Origin of the sequence: Sulfitobacter sp. W002, assembly GCF_025142135.1 — a bacterium.
GTDB lineage: Bacteria > Pseudomonadota > Alphaproteobacteria > Rhodobacterales > Rhodobacteraceae > Sulfitobacter > Sulfitobacter profundi.
Genome location: NZ_CP081126.1, coordinates 2,804,102 through 2,821,361, shown reverse-complemented (window position 1 = coordinate 2,821,361; position 17,260 = coordinate 2,804,102). Strand labels below are relative to the sequence as shown.

At 61.9% G+C, this 17,260-nt stretch carries 22 protein-coding genes; 11 read left to right on the top strand and 11 right to left on the bottom strand.

Annotated elements, in window-relative coordinates; all coding sequences use genetic code 11:
• The first annotated feature begins 55 nt into the window (after positions 1-55).
• Both K3758_RS13870 and K3758_RS13865 read left to right on the top strand, forming a co-directional pair.
• A complete protein-coding gene (locus K3758_RS13870) occupies positions 56-856 on the top strand; it encodes an alpha/beta fold hydrolase (RefSeq protein ID WP_259945987.1) in 801 nt (266 codons plus the stop codon).
• Positions 843-1,985: an alpha-D-ribose 1-methylphosphonate 5-triphosphate diphosphatase gene (locus tag K3758_RS13865; protein WP_259945985.1), complete on the top strand. Its 1,143-nt coding sequence runs from the start codon at positions 843-845 to the stop codon at positions 1,983-1,985. The genes K3758_RS13870 and K3758_RS13865 overlap by 14 nt, the downstream gene beginning before the upstream one ends.
• Before the next feature lie 2 nt (positions 1,986-1,987).
• Here the strand turns inward: K3758_RS13865 and K3758_RS13860 are convergent, their stop codons facing one another.
• The 3 genes from K3758_RS13860 to K3758_RS13850 all read right to left on the bottom strand — a co-directional run bounded on the left by K3758_RS13860 (position 1,988) and on the right by K3758_RS13850 (position 3,856).
• Positions 1,988-3,058, bottom strand: coding sequence for a 5-(carboxyamino)imidazole ribonucleotide synthase (locus K3758_RS13860; RefSeq protein WP_259945982.1), 1,071 nt, complete (start codon positions 3,056-3,058; stop codon positions 1,988-1,990).
• On the bottom strand, positions 3,051-3,536 hold the full coding sequence (gene purE, locus K3758_RS13855; protein WP_201721935.1) for a 5-(carboxyamino)imidazole ribonucleotide mutase: 486 nt from the start codon (positions 3,534-3,536) through the stop codon (positions 3,051-3,053). The genes K3758_RS13860 and purE overlap by 8 nt, the downstream gene beginning before the upstream one ends.
• A gap of 95 nt (positions 3,537-3,631) precedes the next feature.
• The gene (locus K3758_RS13850; protein WP_067267347.1) at positions 3,632-3,856 is read right to left on the bottom strand and encodes a YdcH family protein; all 225 of its coding nucleotides are present in this window, start codon (positions 3,854-3,856) and stop codon (positions 3,632-3,634) included.
• Between the two features lie 163 nt (positions 3,857-4,019).
• Here K3758_RS13850 and K3758_RS13845 point away from each other — a divergent pair, with 163 nt between their 5' ends.
• From K3758_RS13845 to K3758_RS13835, 3 genes are all read left to right on the top strand, one after another.
• On the top strand, positions 4,020-4,433 hold the full coding sequence (locus K3758_RS13845) for an Hsp20 family protein (RefSeq protein ID WP_067267324.1): 414 nt from the start codon (positions 4,020-4,022) through the stop codon (positions 4,431-4,433).
• A gap of 4 nt (positions 4,434-4,437) precedes the next feature.
• Entirely contained in the window at positions 4,438-4,656 is a 219-nt protein-coding gene (locus K3758_RS13840; RefSeq protein ID WP_007119022.1) for a DUF1150 family protein, read from the top strand.
• Positions 4,657-4,735: 79 nt separating this feature from the next.
• Positions 4,736-5,614 (top strand): PhzF family phenazine biosynthesis protein, encoded by an 879-nt coding sequence (locus tag K3758_RS13835; protein WP_259945975.1) that lies wholly within the window; start codon positions 4,736-4,738, stop codon positions 5,612-5,614.
• 60 nt (positions 5,615-5,674) lie between these two features.
• Here K3758_RS13835 and K3758_RS13830 read toward each other — a convergent pair whose 3' ends face one another.
• Both K3758_RS13830 and trxB read right to left on the bottom strand, forming a co-directional pair.
• Entirely contained in the window at positions 5,675-7,387 is a 1,713-nt protein-coding gene (locus K3758_RS13830) for a bifunctional sulfate adenylyltransferase/adenylylsulfate kinase (RefSeq protein ID WP_259945972.1), read from the bottom strand.
• Positions 7,388-7,580: 193 nt separating this feature from the next.
• Entirely contained in the window at positions 7,581-8,585 is a 1,005-nt protein-coding gene (gene trxB, locus K3758_RS13825; RefSeq protein WP_067622778.1) for a thioredoxin-disulfide reductase, read from the bottom strand.
• Between the two features lie 215 nt (positions 8,586-8,800).
• On the opposite strand from trxB, the gene K3758_RS13820 reads away from it, so the two are divergent.
• Positions 8,801-9,301, top strand: a complete 501-nt coding sequence (locus K3758_RS13820) for an Lrp/AsnC family transcriptional regulator (protein ID WP_040700523.1) — start codon at positions 8,801-8,803, stop codon at positions 9,299-9,301.
• 1 nt (position 9,302) lies between these two features.
• On the opposite strand, the gene K3758_RS13815 is transcribed toward K3758_RS13820, so the two are convergent.
• From K3758_RS13815 to lgt, 5 genes are all read right to left on the bottom strand, one after another.
• The gene (locus K3758_RS13815) at positions 9,303-10,022 is read right to left on the bottom strand and encodes a Hint domain-containing protein (protein ID WP_259945965.1); all 720 of its coding nucleotides are present in this window, start codon (positions 10,020-10,022) and stop codon (positions 9,303-9,305) included.
• A 271-nt stretch (positions 10,023-10,293) separates the two neighbouring features.
• Complete coding sequence (locus K3758_RS13810; RefSeq protein ID WP_162931872.1) at positions 10,294-10,437, bottom strand: hypothetical protein; 144 nt, start codon at positions 10,435-10,437, stop codon at positions 10,294-10,296.
• 270 nt (positions 10,438-10,707) lie between these two features.
• A complete protein-coding gene (gene pgeF / locus K3758_RS13805) occupies positions 10,708-11,463 on the bottom strand; it encodes a peptidoglycan editing factor PgeF (RefSeq protein WP_259945962.1) in 756 nt (251 codons plus the stop codon).
• Positions 11,460-12,518, bottom strand: coding sequence for a class I SAM-dependent methyltransferase (locus tag K3758_RS13800; protein ID WP_259945960.1), 1,059 nt, complete (start codon positions 12,516-12,518; stop codon positions 11,460-11,462). The genes pgeF and K3758_RS13800 overlap by 4 nt, the downstream gene beginning before the upstream one ends.
• On the bottom strand, positions 12,515-13,399 hold the full coding sequence (gene lgt / locus K3758_RS13795) for a prolipoprotein diacylglyceryl transferase (protein ID WP_120351707.1): 885 nt from the start codon (positions 13,397-13,399) through the stop codon (positions 12,515-12,517). Before lgt ends, K3758_RS13800 begins: the two co-directional genes overlap by 4 nt.
• Positions 13,400-13,493: 94 nt before the next feature.
• Here lgt and K3758_RS13790 point away from each other — a divergent pair, with 94 nt between their 5' ends.
• The 5 genes from K3758_RS13790 to K3758_RS13770 all read left to right on the top strand — a co-directional run bounded on the left by K3758_RS13790 (position 13,494) and on the right by K3758_RS13770 (position 16,674).
• Positions 13,494-13,736, top strand: a complete 243-nt coding sequence (locus K3758_RS13790) for an accessory factor UbiK family protein (protein ID WP_067622764.1) — start codon at positions 13,494-13,496, stop codon at positions 13,734-13,736.
• A 312-nt stretch (positions 13,737-14,048) separates the two neighbouring features.
• Entirely contained in the window at positions 14,049-14,549 is a 501-nt protein-coding gene (locus K3758_RS13785; protein WP_067622761.1) for a YbjN domain-containing protein, read from the top strand.
• A 31-nt stretch (positions 14,550-14,580) separates the two neighbouring features.
• Complete coding sequence (gene proC / locus K3758_RS13780; protein ID WP_120351705.1) at positions 14,581-15,396, top strand: pyrroline-5-carboxylate reductase; 816 nt, start codon at positions 14,581-14,583, stop codon at positions 15,394-15,396.
• Positions 15,389-15,727, top strand: coding sequence for a tRNA-binding protein (locus K3758_RS13775; protein WP_067935119.1), 339 nt, complete (start codon positions 15,389-15,391; stop codon positions 15,725-15,727). The genes proC and K3758_RS13775 overlap by 8 nt, the downstream gene beginning before the upstream one ends.
• A complete protein-coding gene (locus tag K3758_RS13770) occupies positions 15,724-16,674 on the top strand; it encodes a D-glycerate dehydrogenase (RefSeq protein WP_259945945.1) in 951 nt (316 codons plus the stop codon). The genes K3758_RS13775 and K3758_RS13770 overlap by 4 nt, the downstream gene beginning before the upstream one ends.
• Here the strand turns inward: K3758_RS13770 and K3758_RS13765 are convergent.
• The gene (locus tag K3758_RS13765) at positions 16,671-17,252 is read right to left on the bottom strand and encodes a thymidine kinase (protein ID WP_120351703.1); all 582 of its coding nucleotides are present in this window, start codon (positions 17,250-17,252) and stop codon (positions 16,671-16,673) included. The genes K3758_RS13770 and K3758_RS13765 overlap by 4 nt on opposite strands.
• Positions 17,253-17,260: the final 8 nt, after the last annotated feature.

The following is a 17,260-nucleotide window of genomic DNA, read 5'->3' as shown; positions in this document are numbered from 1 at the left end:
TAGGTAACGCGCCAAGACCATTTCACAGTCCCGCCAATCAGTCTATCTGGAGGGCATGATGAAACCTCTCACCTTGCTGATCGCCGCGATTTGGCTGGCGATTCCTTTGCCCGCGGCGGCTGAAACGGCGGCGGGCCGCTGTGTTGTATTGCTGCATGGGCTGGCCCGAACCGAGATGTCTTTCGCCGTTATGGAAGCCGCCTTGGCCGCCGAAGGGTACCGCGTGGTGCGCCCCGGCTATCCCTCAACCGAGGCCAATATCGCTGAGTTGACCAAGCAGACCTTGCCTCAGGCGGTTGCCGCTTGTGGCACCGCGCAGATTGATTTCGTGACCCATTCCATGGGTGGTATTCTGGTGCGCAGATGGGTGGCAGAGGCTGGCACCGATCGGGTCGGCCGCGTGGTGATGCTGGGGCCACCCAATCACGGCAGCGAAGTGGTCGACGAATTGGTCGAGAACCCCGCCTTTGAGTGGTTGAATGGCCCGGCCGGGGCCGAGATCGGCACCGGGGATGGGGCGCTCCCGAACCAATTGCCGCCTGTGCCGTTTGAGTTGGGCGTGATCGCGGGGTCACAGTCTCTAAACCCTTATTTCTCAAGCCTTTTGCCGGGTCCGGATGACGGGAAGGTTTCGGTCGCGTCGACCCGTGTGGCGGGAATGAAAGAGCATATCGTCTTGCCCGTGACCCATACTTTCATGATGAACAACCCGCGCGTTATCGCCCAGACCATGGCGTTTTTGAAAACCGGCAGTTTTGACCGGTCGATGACCTTTATCGATGGTGTATTGAATGCGATCGGCTGCCCCGAAGGCGGGTGCCTGCCGGGGTTGGGAGGGGACGATGCCAAACCTTGACCTGATGAACGCAGAGGTCCTGCATCCTGAAGGACTTAGCCGCGCGCCGCTGTCTTTTACCGAGGGGGTGATTAACGACCGCCCGGTGGGGCGGAGCGTTGATTTAACTGGCTTCCAAGTGCTGCCGGGGATTGTCGATCTGCATGGCGATGCGTTCGAGCCGCATCTGGCACCGCGCCGCGGAGCGATGAAGCAGCTCTCCGAAGGGCTGGTCGCCGCAGAGGCGGAACTGGCGGCCAACGGCATGACCACGGCTGTTCTGGCCCAATTCGTCAGCTGGGAGGGCGGCCTGCGGGGGCTGGAATTTGCCGATCAGGTCTTTTCCGGCATCCGCGACACGGCGCCGGAATTGGTCACTGATATCCGCCCGCAGCTGCGCTTTGAGACCCATATGCTCGACCTCTACGACAGTCTGCCGCAGCGTATGGCGGAGTGGGGCGTGGGCTATGTGGTGTTCAACGATCACCTGCCGCATGACCGCTTGGCGGCGGGTAAGATGCCGAAACGGCTGGTGGGGCAGGCGCTGAAGGCCGGGCGTAGCCCCGAGAGCCATCTGGCGCAGATGCAGGAGATGCACGCCCGGCGCGATGAGGTGCCAGCGGCCTTGGATCGACTGTGCGCAGAACTGGCGCAACGCGGGGTCAGGATGGGCAGCCATGATGATCAGACCGCCGAGGGGCGTGACCTGTGGCGGGCGCGGGGTGTGACACTGGCAGAATTCCCCGAAACGCAGGAGGCCGCCGAGGCCGCGCATGGGGCGGGCGATGCGGTGATTATGGGTGCGCCCAATGTGGTGCGCGGCGGGTCGCATAACGGCAATCTGTCGGCGCTGGACCTGATCAGCATGGGGCTGTGCCACGCCTTGGCGTCAGACTACCATTACCCTTCGCCGCGCCGTGCCGCCCTCATGCTGGCGCAAAGCGGTCTGCTCGACCTTGCGGGGGCATGGGCGCTGGTCTCATCCGGGCCGGCGCAGGTGTTGGGGCTTGCCGATCGTGGCACGCTGGCGCCGGGCAAGCGTGCCGATATCGTTGTGTTGGACAAGGCCACGGGCCGCGTCGCCGCCACTTTCGTGGCGGGGCGGGTAAGCTTCATGTCCGGCGCGGTAGCGGAGCGTTTCGTCGCCTGATCTCAGGCGCGGATGATCTGGTTTACATGACCCATCTTGCGGCCCGGTTTCACCTCGGCCTTGCCGTAGAGATGCAGCGCGGTGTCGCGGGCGCGGGCAAGCTCTGGCACGCGGTCCATATCGTCGCCGATGAGGTTGGTCATCACCACATCCGCATAGCGCTGACCATCGCCCAAGGGCCACCCGGCCACGGCGCGGATGTGCTGCTCGAACTGGTCGATGGCACAGCCGTTCTGGGTCCAATGGCCCGAGTTATGCACCCGCGGGGCGATTTCGTTCACGATCAGCCCCTGCGGCGTGACGAAAAGCTCAACCCCCATGACGCCGACATACTCAAGCGCGTTGAGCACCCGACCGGCGAGCAAGACCGCATCGGTGCGCTGCGCGTTGCTGATCTTTGCCGGGACGGTGGTGGTGTGCAGGATGCCATCGCGGTGGACGTTCTCACCGGGATCGAAACAGGCGACTTCGCCCGTGGCACTCCGCGCGGCGATGACGGAAATCTCGGCGCTAAAGTTCACGAACCCTTCGAGCACGGAAGGCGCGCCGTTCATCTCGGCCCAAGCATCGTCGAGGTCGGCATCGTCTTTCAGCCGCGCTTGGCCCTTTCCGTCATAGCCGAAACGCCGGGTCTTGAGGATCGCGGGCGTCCCGATTTGCGCCACGGCGGCTTTCAACGTGGGGGCATCGGTCACATCGGCAAAAGGCGCCACCCGCAGGCCGAGGTCACCGAGGAAGGTCTTCTCGGTCAGCCGGTCTTGGGAAATGCGCAGGGCTTCGCGGCCCGGACGGAGCGGAGTGATTGCCTCAACCACGTCGAGCGCCTCGGTCGGGATGTTCTCAAACTCGAAAGTGACGATGTCACAGGCGCGGGCGAAAGCCTCTAGCGCGGGGTGGTCGTCATAGCCTGCGGTGGTCACCGCATGGGCCACATCGGCGGCGGGCGGGTTGGTGCCCGGCTCAAAGATATGGGTGCGAAAGCCAAGCCGCGCGGCGGCGACCGAGAGCATGCGTCCCAGTTGACCGCCGCCCAGAATGCCAATGGTGGCGCCGGTTTGCAGGGGCTCAGTCATGCGGCACCTCGGGGATCGAGGCGCTAAGCGCGTCGCGCCAATCGTCCAACCGCTTGGCCAGTTCCGCATCTTGCAAGGCAAGGATGCCCGCCGCCATCAAGGCTGCATTGGCCGCGCCTGCGGCACCGATGGCCATGGTCGCGACCGGAAAGCCGCGCGGCATCTGCAGGATGGAATAAAGCGAATCCACACCCGAGAGCGCTTTGGTTTGCACCGGCACGCCAATCACCGGCACGCGGGTTTTGGAGGCCATCATGCCTGGCAAATGCGCCGCACCGCCAGCGCCCGCGATAATCACTTGCAAGCCACGGTCGACGGCCGTTTTGCCATAGTCCCACAGCCGGTCGGGCGTGCGATGCGCAGATACGATGCGCGCCTCAAAGGGGATGTTAAGCTCTTCCAGCAGGGTTGCTGCTTCGCGCATGGTGGCCCAGTCGGACTGGGACCCCATGATGATGCCAACCGGGGGCGTGGTCATTGCGCAGGGCCTTCTCTTGGTGGATCAGAGCGCGCACTATACCCATCCCGGCCCATGTGGCAACGATGATTGCCGCGGGCAACAGAGATCAAGGTTTAGGCGATGATATCGGGGGTCAGGCGGTCTTCGATCTGGGCGATAAGATCCTTGAGCCGCAGTTTGCGCTTTTTCAGCCGTTGTAGGGTCAGTTGATCGCCCGTGCCGCGTTCGACCAGCGCATGGATGGCGTCGTCTAGATCGCGATGTTCCCGTCGGAAGACCTCAAGTTCAACACGCAGCACTTCGTCCGTTTTCATCGACAGATCGGTAGGGGCATTCATGGGTAGGTGATTCCGTTGGGCAGCTGAACCTTGAATATAAGCGCTTGAGATCATTTGGCATAGCCCTTGCGCAGGCAAGAAAGCCCCCCCATATTCAATGCAACGGGTTGCCGATTGCGGGGCCTGTGAAACACTGTCGCTTGACCTGATAAGGACGTGTCGCATGACGAAATTAACGCTTGCCTCTTACCCACATATGCTTGGGTTTGAACAATTGGAACGGGTGCTTGAACGCAGCGCCAAAGCCGGAAACGAAGGTTATCCGCCGTTCAATATCGAACAAACATCTGACTACAGCTACCGGATCACACTTGCCGTGGCTGGTTTTTCGGAACAGGATCTGTCGATAACAGTTGAGGATAGACAGCTCGTGATCCGTGGGCGTCAGTCTGACGATGGCGAAGATCGGGTGTTTTTGCACCGCGGGATCGCCGCGCGACAATTTCAGCGCTCGTTCGTTCTGGCCGATGGGGTCGATGTGGGCGAAGCCGTTATGGAGAATGGTCTGCTGCATGTCGACCTGACCCGTGCCAAGCCTGAAACGGTGGTTCAAACCATCAAGATCAAGAAGGGGTAACATCATGCAAGACGCAATCACCCACGGAAATGACCGTATGGTCTATGTCAAAACCATCGCTGTCGCCGATCTGCCGCGCGAAGTGCGCGATCAGGCGGAAGGGCTTGAGCTTCTTTATGCGGTCCATGACGCCGAAGGGCAGCAACTGGCGCTCGTCGGCGATCAAAAGCTCGCCTTCTCACTGGCACGAGAGCACGACTACCGCCCGGTCATGGTGCATTGACGCCGACATTCACGACGATACGCTAAGCCCGATGCAAGGCCGCAGTCCGCTGCGGCCTTTTGTTATTGGGAGCGGGCGTATGGATTTCGATTTCGACTGGGTGGATGCTTTCACCGATCAGGTCTTTGGCGGCAATGGCTGTGCCGTGGTGCATGGCGGGGCGGTGCTGCCTGATGCCATTTGCACGGCCTATGTGCGTGAGACATCTTTGGTAGAATGCACCTTTACAGGGCCGTCCGAGATCGCTGACTTCAAGGTGAACTACTATCTCGCCAGCCGAGAGATACCCTTTGCCGGCCATCCGACCATCGCCACTGTCGCGGCCCTGCGCCATCGCGAGCTGATCGGTGAAGGGCCGCTGCGGCTGGAGACGGGCGCGGGTATCGTGGAGATAGAGGTCCGCGGTGCCCAGATCGCAATGACCCAGATCGCGCCGGTTTTCGGGGTCGAAGTGCCTGTCGAACTCGTCGCAGACGTGGGTGGTTTGGAACCGGGCGATATCATCGGGCAGCCGCAGGTGGTCTCTACCGGGCTGCCCTTTTGCATCACGGTCTTGCGCAGCCGCGCGGCGCTGGAAGGCCTGAAACTCGATCCCCGGGCGCTGGCGGATTACAACGCTCATCTGGGGCAAGACAGCGATATGATGGAGCCTTTTTGGGTAACACTCGACGGCGCAACTGCGGCGGGCGACACCTATGCGCGGCTGCTATTGGCCCCGCCGAGCCCCGCTGAAGACCCTTTCACCGGATCGGCAACAGGCGCGATGGCGGCCTATCTCTGGGCGCGGGGGCTGATCGATAGCCCCGGATTTGTCGCCGAACAGGGGCACCTCATGGGCCGTCCGGGGCGGGCAGAGGTCGAAGTGCTGGGCCCCCGCGATGCGATCACCGGGGTGCGCGTCGCAGGGCAGGGGCGTGTTGTGATGTCGGGGCAGGTCTTCATGCCGGAAACGGCCTGACCCAAACGCAAAACGCAGCCCCGAGGGGCTGCGTTTTCGGTTGAACTGAATCGGGGGAGGTTAACCCGCGATCAGCCCCATGTTCTCAAGCTTTAGCAACACCTGATGCGCACAGTTGTCGACCTCAACATTCTCAGTCTCCAACACCAGTTCGGCGTTCTGCGGCACATCGTAGGGGTCAGAAATGCCCGTGAACTCTTTGATCTTGCCTTCGCGCGCCAGCTTGTAGAGCCCCTTGCGGTCGCGGCGTTCGCACTCTTCGATAGAGGTCGCGACATGCACTTCGACGAAGGCGCCGAAGTTCTCAACATCCTCACGCACCGCGCGGCGGGTGGTGGCATAGGGCGCGATCGGCGCGCAGATGGCGATGCCGCCGTTCTTGGTGATCTCTGACGCGACATAGCCGATGCGGCGGATGTTCAGATCGCGGTGCTCTTTGGAGAAGCCCAACTCAGAGGAAAGGTTCTTGCGCACGATATCGCCATCCAGCAGCGTCACGGGGCGGCCGCCCATCTCCATCAGCTTGACCATCAGTGCGTTGGCGATAGTGGATTTGCCTGAGCCGGAGAAACCAGTGAAGAACACGGTGAAGCCCTGCTTCGAGCGCGGCGGGGAGGTGCGGCGCAGTTCCTTGACGACCTCGGGGAAGGAGAACCACTCAGGGATCTCCAGCCCTTCGCGCAGGCGGCGGCGCAGCTCGGTGCCCGAGATGTTCAGGATGGTGACGCTGTCTTTGTCCTCGATCTCATCCATGGCCTCATATTGAGCGCGTTCCTGCACCCAGACCATATGTTTGAAATCGACCATTTCGATGCCCATTTCCTCCTGATGCGCGCGGAACAGGTCCTGCGCGTCATAGGGGCCATAGAAATCTTCACCGGCGGAGTTCTTGCCGGGGCCAGCATGGTCGCGGCCGACGATGAAATGGGTGCAGCCGTGGTTCTTGCGGATCAGCCCGTGCCAGACGGCCTCACGCGGGCCAGCCATGCGCATGGCGAGGTTCAAGAGGCTCATCGAGGTGGTGGCCGCCGGGTATTTATCGAGCACGGCCTCATAGCAGCGCACGCGGGTGAAGTGATCGACATCGCCCGGTTTGGTCATGCCGACAACGGGGTGAATCAGCAGGTTGGCCTGCGCCTCACGGGCGGCACGGAAGGTGAGTTCCTGATGCGCGCGGTGCAGCGGGTTGCGGGTTTGGAAGGCCACGACGCGGCGCCAGCCCAGCTTGCGGAAATAGGCGCGCAATTCGTTGGGCGTGTCGCGGCGAGCGCGGAAATCATAGTGCACGGGCTGCTGGATGCCGGTCACCGGGCCGCCAAGATAGACGTTGCCCGCCTGGTTGTGCAGATAGTTCACCGCCGGATGCGCATCGTCATCCGCGCCAAAGACCTTCTCGGCCTCGCGTGCCTTATTTGGGGTCCAACGGTCGGTGATGGTCATGGTCGCAAGGATCACACCCTCTTGGTCGCGCAGGGCGATGTCTTGACCCAGTTCCAGCTTTTCAGCGAAGGCTTCGCTGACGTCGAGGTTGATCGGCATCGGCCAGAGGCTACCATCGGCCAGACGCATGTTTTCGACCACGCCGTCATAGTCTTCCTCGGACAGGAAACCTTTGAGCGGATTGAAACCGCCGTTCATCAAAAGCTCCAGATCGCAGATCTGACGCGGGGTGAGATCAAGGCTCACCAGATTGCCCGCCTCCACTTTCAGCTTTTGCGAAGACTCGTAAGAGACATAGAGTTCGGGGATCGGCGTCAGGTTGCTGGGCATCATAACTATCACTTTTCTTCAGGGGGCAGGCGGCTTCGGTCTTGGCTGCCATAGCTGCAAAAGGCGTAAAAAGTCTACAGTTCTAGGGGGGATCGTATCGTTAAAGGCTGATATCCCGCGATCTCGAGATGGCCTGCAATTCGGGTGTTCAAGGGCGGCGGAAACCAGAATTATCTCCGCCGCGCATTCGGTTGACTTAAACGTCTTCCTTCACTTCGGCCCCATAGCCAAGCGGAAGGGAGGTGTCTTTTCCCTCATCATCGCCCACTTCGGCCAGAAAGCGCTCAGCTTCCAGCGCGGCCATGCAGCCCATGCCGGCGCTTGTTACCGCCTGGCGATACTTATGATCCGTCAGATCGCCCGCGGCAAAGACGCCGGGAATGGAGGTTTCGGTGCTGTCCGGTTTGGTCACGACATAGCCGCCCATGTGGGTTTCCAACGTGTCCTTAACCAATTCATTCGAGGGCGCGTGACCGATGGCCACAAAGACGCCTTTGGCCGGGATATCGGTAATTTCGCCGGTCTTAACGTGTTTAACCTTCACGCCTTCGACGCCCAGCGGGCTGTCGGTGCCATAGACTTCCTCAAGCTCGTGGAACCACAGCGGCTCGATCTTGGGGTTCTTCATCAGCCGGTCGATCAGGATTTTCTCAGCACGCAGCTCATCACGGCGGTGGATCAACGTGACTTTTGAGGCGAAATTGGTCAGGAACAGCGCCTCTTCCACGGCGGTGTTGCCGCCGCCGATCACCACAATCTCTTGGCCCCGGTAGAAAAAGCCGTCACAGGTGGCGCAGGCCGAGACGCCGAACCCTTTGAACTTTTCCTCGCTCTCCAGCCCCAGCCATTTGGCCCGCGCCCCGGTGGCAAGGATCACAGCGTCGGCGACATAGGTCGTGCCGCTGTCGCCTTTGGCGTGGAACGGACGGCTTGAGAGGTCAAGATCGGTGATGATGTCGCCGATGATCTCGGTGCCCATCGCCTTGGCGTGGTCCTGCATGCGGATCATCAGGTCGGGGCCTTGCACCTCGCTGTCGCCGGGCCAGTTCTCGACCTCGGTGGTGGTGGTCAGCTGGCCGCCGGGCTCAATCCCTTGAACGAGGATCGGCTCCAGCATGGCGCGGCTCGCGTAGACCCCGGCGGTGTAGCCCGCAGGGCCGGAGCCGATGATCAGTACCTTGGTTTTACGTGTCTCGGCCATCTGGCGCCCCCGGGCTGTCATTGATATTGCCCGCCTCATATAGCGATAGCAGGGAAGCCGTTAAACCCCCACCGTCACCGCCCTGCCATTACGCTTGCGTAAGCAGGCGGCCGGTTCGGCTCGATGGGTGAGACAAAGAATATTGCGCCTGTGTGAAACTTTATTGCGCGTACCACGCAGGCTGCTATAAGAATCGAAAATTCACTGAGGATGATATGGCGGGTACACGACTAGATCCGATCGACCGGATGATCTTGGCCGAATTGCAATCGGATGGCCGGATGACGAATGTCGAACTGGCCAAGCGCGTGGGCATCTCTGCGCCGCCCTGTTTGCGCCGGGTCCGCACCTTGGAAGAACAAGGCTACATCAAAGGCTATCATGCCGATGTGGATGCGCGCGAACTGGGCTTTGAGGTGCAGGTTTTCGCCATGGTCGGACTTGCCAGTCAGGCCGAGGCTGATCTGAGCGCTTTTGAAGAGAAATGTCGCGGTTGGCCGCTGGTGCGCGAGTGCCATATGCTCAACGGTGAGGTTGATTTCATCCTGAAATGCGTGGCGCCGGACCTGTCGAGCTTTCAAAGTTTCCTCACGGGGCAATTGCTGACGACGCCGAATGTGGAAAGCGTAAAGACGAGCCTTGTGATCCGTGGGGCCAAGGACGATCCCGGCGTGCCCTTCGACGTGCTGGAAGCGCGGCTGTCGACCGCGCCCTGAGTCAGTCCTTTGGACTGACTTCCGTGGTTTCAGGCGCGCGGGGATGGGCGAGGGGGCCGAAATCCGTCGCTTGCGCGATCTGCGGAAACATTGACAAAAACCGATCTCGAAGGCTGGGCGCGGCGTCGCGCAGAGCTTGCGCACCGGGGTGAAACGTCTCCATCTCCAACCCGCCTGCCTTGATCGCCGCATGGCGCGACAGGCAGATATGGAACAGGCGCACCGGGGTCGGCGGGGCGACCTCAATCACGTTGACCCCATCCAAAAACGCGCGAACCGGGGTCAGCATACGGGTGCTGCCCGCCTCTGCCCGCAGGTGAGGCGGCGTTTGTAGCACCCGTGCGGCGGGACCAAGGGTGAGGAACGAGCTGGGGCGGCCCTCTCCGAAACTGTCGGGCATGATGCGGATCAGCGAAAGCCGCCGCCCACTGTCCGCCGGGATAAAGCTGCTGGACCCGATCCAGATCAATCGCGCCGGTTCCCCCGATGAGGTGTTGATCATGTCGCCGGGCTGAAGGTCCTCAATGGCGATGTCGCCCTGCACCGTCTGGATCAGCGTCCCACGGGCGAAGGCAGCAAAGGCGGATTCGAAAAGCGGCGCGGCGGGCGCAGTGTCTTGCCCGATATAGAGCGAACCATCGGCGCGCAGGGCGGCAACTTCATAGCTGCGCATTGGCGCAGGCGGCGGAACTTCAAGATCGGTGGCGGCGGTCTGTGTCATACAAAACCCCTTATCTACCCGGCGCAGCGGGGCGGAACGCGGCCCTTTTGGGCGCGGACTGATAGGTAATGCGCCATGTTCTGCCGGAATTGTCAAAATATCCGGGATATTCACAGCCCATCCCGCGCCAATTTTGGCTAAAACTGCGGTATGTTTCTTGGCCCGGGGCTTGGCTGCCATATTTACATGAAAACGCCCCCCGAGACGAATCAATGTCCCGAGGGGCGGTCGTTTGTACCGGACGTTTGGCGCCGGTACCGGGGGAAACTTTTCAGGCGGTCTTGCGGACCGGGGCGTTGCCAGCGCGCTTTGCGATAAAGGCGGCGCGGCGCGCGCCACGCGCCCATGGCATGACGGTGTCCGTCTTTGCGGCAGTCTCAACGACGGACTTGATGAAGCGCGGGTTCTTTTTCATGGCTCGGTTCCTCTTCGGTCATGCGGGCATCGTTCCATTCACTATCGCAGTGCAATCGGGCCGGTTTTTGACGATGGGTGAGAAACTTGCGCAAATTTGACGGATAGGCTGGGCGCATTGGGGCGGGGATGTCACAATCTCTAAAGTGTTTAAAATCCTACAGTTACCGCCCACTCGGGAGACAATTCAGCAAATCGGGCGCAATTGCGTCCAGTCTGGCAACAGCAATGCGGCACGAACCGGGCGACCCTTGCCCCAATCTCGCCCCGTTCAGAGCGTGATGGCCGAGAGCAGGCGGCCATAGTCCGCCTCTTTGGCGTGGGTCGTGCGCCGGTAGGAATAGAATCGCGAGGCGTCGGCATAGGTGCAATGCCGCGTCCATTCCGCATGGCCCACACCCGCCGCGCGCAGACGGTTCAGGCCAAAGCCCGGCAAGTCGAAATGCAGACGATCACCTTCGCCTTGTGCAAAGTAACGGGCAAACTCGGGGTCGGCGCTCATGAAGTTGTCGAGAAACTCTGGCCCGACCTCATAGGCGCGCTGGCTGATCGAAGGCCCGATCACCGCAGTGATCTTTTCGCGCGTAGCGCCCAGATTAACCATAGCATCTACAGTCGCCTCAAGTATCCCATCAAGCGCGCCGCGCCAGCCCGCATGGGCCGCGCCGACCACACCGGCCTGCGCATCCGCAAAAAGCACCGGCTGGCAATCAGCCGTCAGGATCGACAGGGCGATGCCGGGGGTTTTGGTCACCAACGCATCGGCGCGGGGCTTGTCGTCGCGCGGTTCCGTCACGGTAACGACGGTGGCAGAATGTACCTGATGCACCCCGACAAGGTGGTCAGCGGGCAGGCCCATCGCCTCGGCGGCGCGGGCGCGGTTGATGCGCACGATCTCGGACTGGTCCGAGCTGCCGCTGCCGCAGTTCAGCCCGGAAAACACCCCCGATGACGCGCCGCCACGGCGGGTGAAGAACCCGTGCCGCAGAGGGGCAAGCGCATCTGATGTGAGAATTTCGAGCGTCATATTTCTGTCCCCGGGGGTGGGGTCTGACCTTTTTGGTAGAGCCCCATTACTTTGAACAGGTTTCCCATTTCCGCCGGGTGCGTCAACCGCCGATGTGCGGCAATGTGACTGCCAAGCGCGTCACCGGTCCGGAGTTCGGCCAATTTCTGCGCGCGGGGGGTGATGCCCAAACGCTCAAGAAAAACGCCTTGGGTGACGACGCGGCTATGGGGGCAGGGGCAGGCGAGGGCGAGCGCCTCGAAATCGACATGAGCGGTCAGATCGGCATGGCCCGGGCTGGCCAGCGGGTCTACGGGGGCGTGATTCTGCAAGGCTTGCAGGGTGTCGCCCAAGGCCCGCCAATCGCCATAGTCGACGATCAGTGCGGCGCCGCCATGGGCTGCGATGCGGCTGCCGATCTGTTGCATGATCTCTGCCGCTGGGGCGGAACGCTCGACCAGATCGCCGTCCTTCGTATCCTCCAGCCGGTGCGTGAGGGCGGGCTGCGGGGTCACGGGCCCAAGGCCGAAGGCCAGCGCGCCCTCTGCCGCGCCGACCCGCCGCTCCGCCCAGCCTGCGCCTTGGCGGATGAACTGGCGGATCGGGAGCGCGTCAAAAAACTCGTTCGCAATCAGGAAAAGCGGCGCATCGGGCAAGTCTGCAGCGCTATCCAACCAAGTGATGTCATGGCCTTGCAACGTCTCACGCTGCACGTCGCGCAGAGCGGGGGAGGCTTCGACCAGCGTAATCTTCGCAGCGGCCAGAAATCCCGGCACCTGCGCGCAGGCGCGCAGCATATCGGCCATCAATGTGCCGCGCCCCGGCCCAAGCTCGGCCAATGTAAAAGGCGCGGGCGCACCCTGATCCAGCCAGCTTTGCGCCAGCGACAGGCCGATCAACTCGCCAAACATCTGGCTGATCTCCGGCGCCGTTATGAAATCCCCCTCTGCGCCAAAGGGCGCGCGGGTCGTGTAATAGCCCCAGTCGGGATGCAGCAGGCAGGACTGCATATAGTCGTCCAGCCGCATCGGCCCTTCCAAGGCGATCCGCGCCAGCAGATGGTCCTTCAGGCTCATGCCTGCCGCCGCGCCCGAATGATCAAAAAGATGCCTACGGCGATCATCGGCAGCGACAGGATCTGCCCCATGGTCAGCCCCCAGCCGCCGATATGCCACGCCAGCCCCAGTGGGTTGCCGGGGGTGACGAATTGCGCATCTGGCTGGCGCAGGAACTCAACCGCGAAACGTGCCGCGCCATAGCCCGCAAGGAAGGTGCCGCCGATCAGGCCGGGCATTTTCAGCGCACCGCGTTTCCATGCCATCCAGATCAGCACGCCGCCCAAGACCAGCCCCTCCAGCAGCGCCTCATAGAGTTGCGAGGGGTGCCGGGCGCAGATGCCGGCCACGTCGGGGCAGAACTGCGCTGCCTCGCCGGGGAAGGCCACGCCCCAAGGCAGATCGGTCGGACGGCCCCAGAGCTCGGCGTTGATGAAATTCGCCAGCCGCCCCAGAAACAGGCCCGGCGCCAACCCCAAACACACCATATCTCCGGTCGAGATCACCGGGATGCGATGCCGCCAAGTATAGAAGAGCCCGGCCAGAATGACCCCAAGCGCCCCACCATGGAAGGACATGCCGCCCTCCCAGAGCTGCAAGATGGCGGCGGGGTTCGACAGGTAATAGGCCGGTTGGTAAAACAGCACATAGCCCAACCGTCCGCCAAGAATGACGCCCAGAATGACCCAAAAGAGCAGGTCCTCGACCTGACCGGGCTTCATGACGGGCGTGTCATTCTTCCACAGTTGTGGGCGTTTGACCGCCGCGGTGGCGATGCGCCAGCCCAGCAGAATGCCCACGATATAGGCCAGCGCATACCAGCGCAGCGCGAAGGTGGCACCAAACAGGTTAACCGAAAAAATTTCCGGCGCGATATCGGGGAAGGGGAGCATGGCTATCATGGTGCTGATTGAGCAAGGCCACGCGGGGAAGTCAACCTTGCGAGTAAGAGCTTCGCGCCCCATATAGAGGCTAACAAACCTCCGGAGGCCAGACATGCAGACCCGTAACAAGTTTTTCGATGACGTCTCACAGATGATGACAAACGCGATGGGCGTCGCCCAAGGTGCCAAGGATGAGGCCGAGACTGCCATGAAGGGCATGCTCGACCGTTGGCTCGCTGATCGTGATTTTGTCACCCGCGAAGAATTCGACGCGGTGCGTGCCATGGCGCAAAAGGCCCGCGAAGAGAACGAAGCGCTGAAAGCGCGGCTCGACAAGCTCGAAACCAAGGGCTGAGGCCCGACCCTAGGCCAAATCTGATCTGCCGCCCCCCAAGGTTGGGGCGGCGATCCTCCGCGCCGACTGAGGCTAATCGTGCCCCGGCGCAGCACCTCTCTCCAAATTGTAGACGTTTTCCGCGATTTACCCACAAGTTATTGCGGTTATCCCCTATCAATTGTGGTTATCCCCAAGAAAAACCTTGCCAGACTGTTCCGCTAGAAGCACCATATCTTGTATAGGTGATGTGAACCTACACGCCTATTTGTGCAGGCTTCCATGAATGGTGGGCCACGTCCCGCCCCGTGGAACAGATTGAGAGGTGGCGAAATGGCCCTGTCCGAGCATTACCTTGAAGAAGACGTTCACCCGATTGATATCGTTGAAAATATCGCGGCGCACCATGATTGGGAGTTTGACCGCGTGGCGGATGACCAGATCGCCATGGCTGTCGAAGGCCAATGGCGAACCTATTCGATCACGCTGGCATGGTCTGCCTACGACGAAACGCTGCGCCTGATTTGCACCTTCGAGATGGAGCCGCCTGCCGAAAAGCTGCCGCAGCTTTACGAATTGTTAAACCTGGTCAACGATCAATGCTGGGCGGGGGCTTTCAGTTTCTGGCCGGATCAGCAGCTGATGGTCTACCGCTACGGCTTGGTGCTGGCCGGTGGGCAGGTCGCGGGGCCAGAGCAGATTGATACGATGATCGGTGCCGCTGTCATGAGCGCCGAACGCTACTATCCGGCGCTGCAATTGCTCGTCTGGGGCGATCAAACCCCCAAGGCCGCGATGGACGTCGCCATTGCAGAGGCTTACGGCCGGGCGTAACAAAGTCCCCGAACAACTTCGGGGGATGACGATGAAAGACGGCAGAGTGGCGCGCGACGGCTTGGTTTTGCTGGGCTGTGGCAAAATGGGATCGGCCATGTTGGAAGGCTGGCTGGCAAAGGGACTGCCTGCAAGCTCGGTTTGGGTCGTGGACCCCAAGCCTTCCGATTGGCTGCAAAGCGCGGGCGTGAACCTTAACGCCACGCTGCCTGCCGCTCCGGCCGTGGTGCTGGTGGCGGTCAAGCCGCAGATGATGGCGGATGCGCTGCCGACGCTTCAGGCGATGGGCAACGGCGAGACGCTATTCGTCAGCGTCGCAGCGGGCACCACCATCGGCTATTTCGAAAGCGTCCTTGGCGGCGACACACCCATCGTGCGGGCCATGCCCAATACCCCCGCTGCCATTTCCAAAGGGATCACCGCCATCGTTGGCAACGCCAAGGCGGGCAGCCGATCTTTGGATGAGGCCGAGACCCTGCTCAGCGCCGTGGGTGAGGTCGTGCGTCTGACCGAAGAGGCGCAGATCGACGCGGTCACGGGGGTCAGCGGCTCGGGCCCGGCCTATGTCTTTCACATGATCGAATGCATGGCCGCCGCCGGTGTGGCCCAAGGCTTGCCCGAAGAACTGGCCATGCAATTGGCCAAGGCGACCGTGGCCGGGGCAGGGGCGCTGGCGATGCAGGCCGAAGAAGACCCCGCCCAGCTTCGCGTCAACGTGACCAGCCCCAATGGCACCACCCAAGCGGCGCTTGAGGTGCTGATGGATGAGGCCGAGGGCTTCCCGCCTTTGTTGAAACGCGCCGTGGCCGCTGCCGCAGACAGATCGCGGGAGTTGGCCAATGGCTGAGATCACTTTCGACGATTTTCTGAAGGTCGACATTCGCGTCGGCACCGTGACCCGGGCCGAAGCCTTCCCCGAAGCGCGCAAACCGGCGATCAAACTCTGGGTGGATTTCGGCGCTGAGATCGGGGAGCGTAAGACCTCTGCCCAGATCACGGCGCATTATACACCCGAAACGCTGGTGGGGCGGCAGGTCATGGCCGTGGTGAACTTCCCCGCGCGCCAGATCGGGCCTTTCATGTCCGAAGTGCTGGTGCTTGGTCTGCCGGATAAGGACGGAGAGATCGTGCTGTTGTCGCCCGATCAAAAAGTGCCCGAAGGAGGGCGGATGCATTGAAAAAGATACTGATTGCCAGACCCTTGCCCAAAGAGGTCACCAGCACCTTGACGGGCTGCGAAGTAACCGTTCGCGAGGAAACCGCGCCCCTCTCGGCCGATGAAATGCGCGCGGCTTTGCGCGACTATGACGGGGTAATGCCGACCTTGGGGGATGTATTCTCGGCCGAAGTCTTTGCCGATGTGCCCGTTCCGCGCTGCAAGATCCTCGCCAATTTTGGCGTCGGCTATAACCACATCGACGCGGCAGCGGCCCGCGCGGCGGGGGTGGAGGTAACTAACACCCCCGGCGCGGTCACCGATGCGACGGCGGATGTCGCCATGACGCTGATGCTGATGTCCGCCCGCCGCGCCGGCGAAGGGGAGCGGTTGGTCCGCTCGGGCGCGTGGGAAGGGTGGCACCCGACCCAGATGCTGGGGCTGCACCTGACCGGCAAGCGGGTCGGCATCGTCGGCATGGGCCGGATCGGGCAGGCCATCGCGCGGCGGTGTCACTATGGGTTCGAGATGCAGGTCAGTTATTTTAACCGCAGCGCGAAGGAGTTGGATTTCTCGGCCACCCGTGTCGAAAGCCTGACTGCGCTGGCCGAGGCCGTGGATGTGCTTGTCGTTGCCCTGCCCGGCGGCGGTGCCACGCGGCATTTGATCGATGAAACCGTGCTCGGGGCGATGCAGCCCCATGCGCATCTGATCAACATCGCCCGCGGCGATGTGGTGGAGGAGGCGGCGTTGATCGCGGCCTTGCAAGCGGGGCGCATCGGTGGCGCCGGGCTGGATGTCTATGAATTCGAGCCCAAAGTGCCGCAGGCGCTGCGGGATCTCGACAATGCTGTGCTGCTGCCGCATCTGGGCACGGCGGCGCATGAGGTCCGCGTCGATATGGGGCTGATGGCTGTGGCCAATCTACAAGCCTTCATTGACGGAAGCACCCCGCCGAACCGGGTTTAGCCATCGCCCACGGCGGCGCGCCAGTGTTTGCGGCAGAGTGAGACATAGGTCTCGTTCCCGCCGATCTGCACCTGCGCGCCGTCGCGCATCGCTTGCCCTTCGGCGTCGCGGCGCACGACCATCGTAGCTTTCTTCCCACAATGGCAAATGGTGCGCACTTCGCGCATCTCATCGGCCAGCGCGAGCAGCGTGGCAGAGCCGGGGAAAAGCTCACCACGGAAATCGACCCGCAGCCCAAAGCACATGATCGGCACGCCCAGATCATCCACCGCGCGGGCCAGTTGCCAGACCTGCTCGACCTCAAGAAACTGCGCCTCATCGACAAAGATACAGGCGCAGGGGCCTTGCTCTAACCGGCTTTCGATCTTGGCCAAAAGGTCTTCGCCCGGGGCAAAAGTATCGGCCTCTTGCCCGATGCCGATGCGCGAGGCGATGCGCCCTTCGCCTGCGCGATTGTCGAACTGCGCGGTCAGCAAAAAGGGCACCATCCCGCGCTCCACATAGTTATGCGCCGCCTGTAGCAGCACAGTGGATTTGCCAGCGTTCATGGTGGAGTAATTGAAGTAGAGCTTTGCCATGGGCAGGG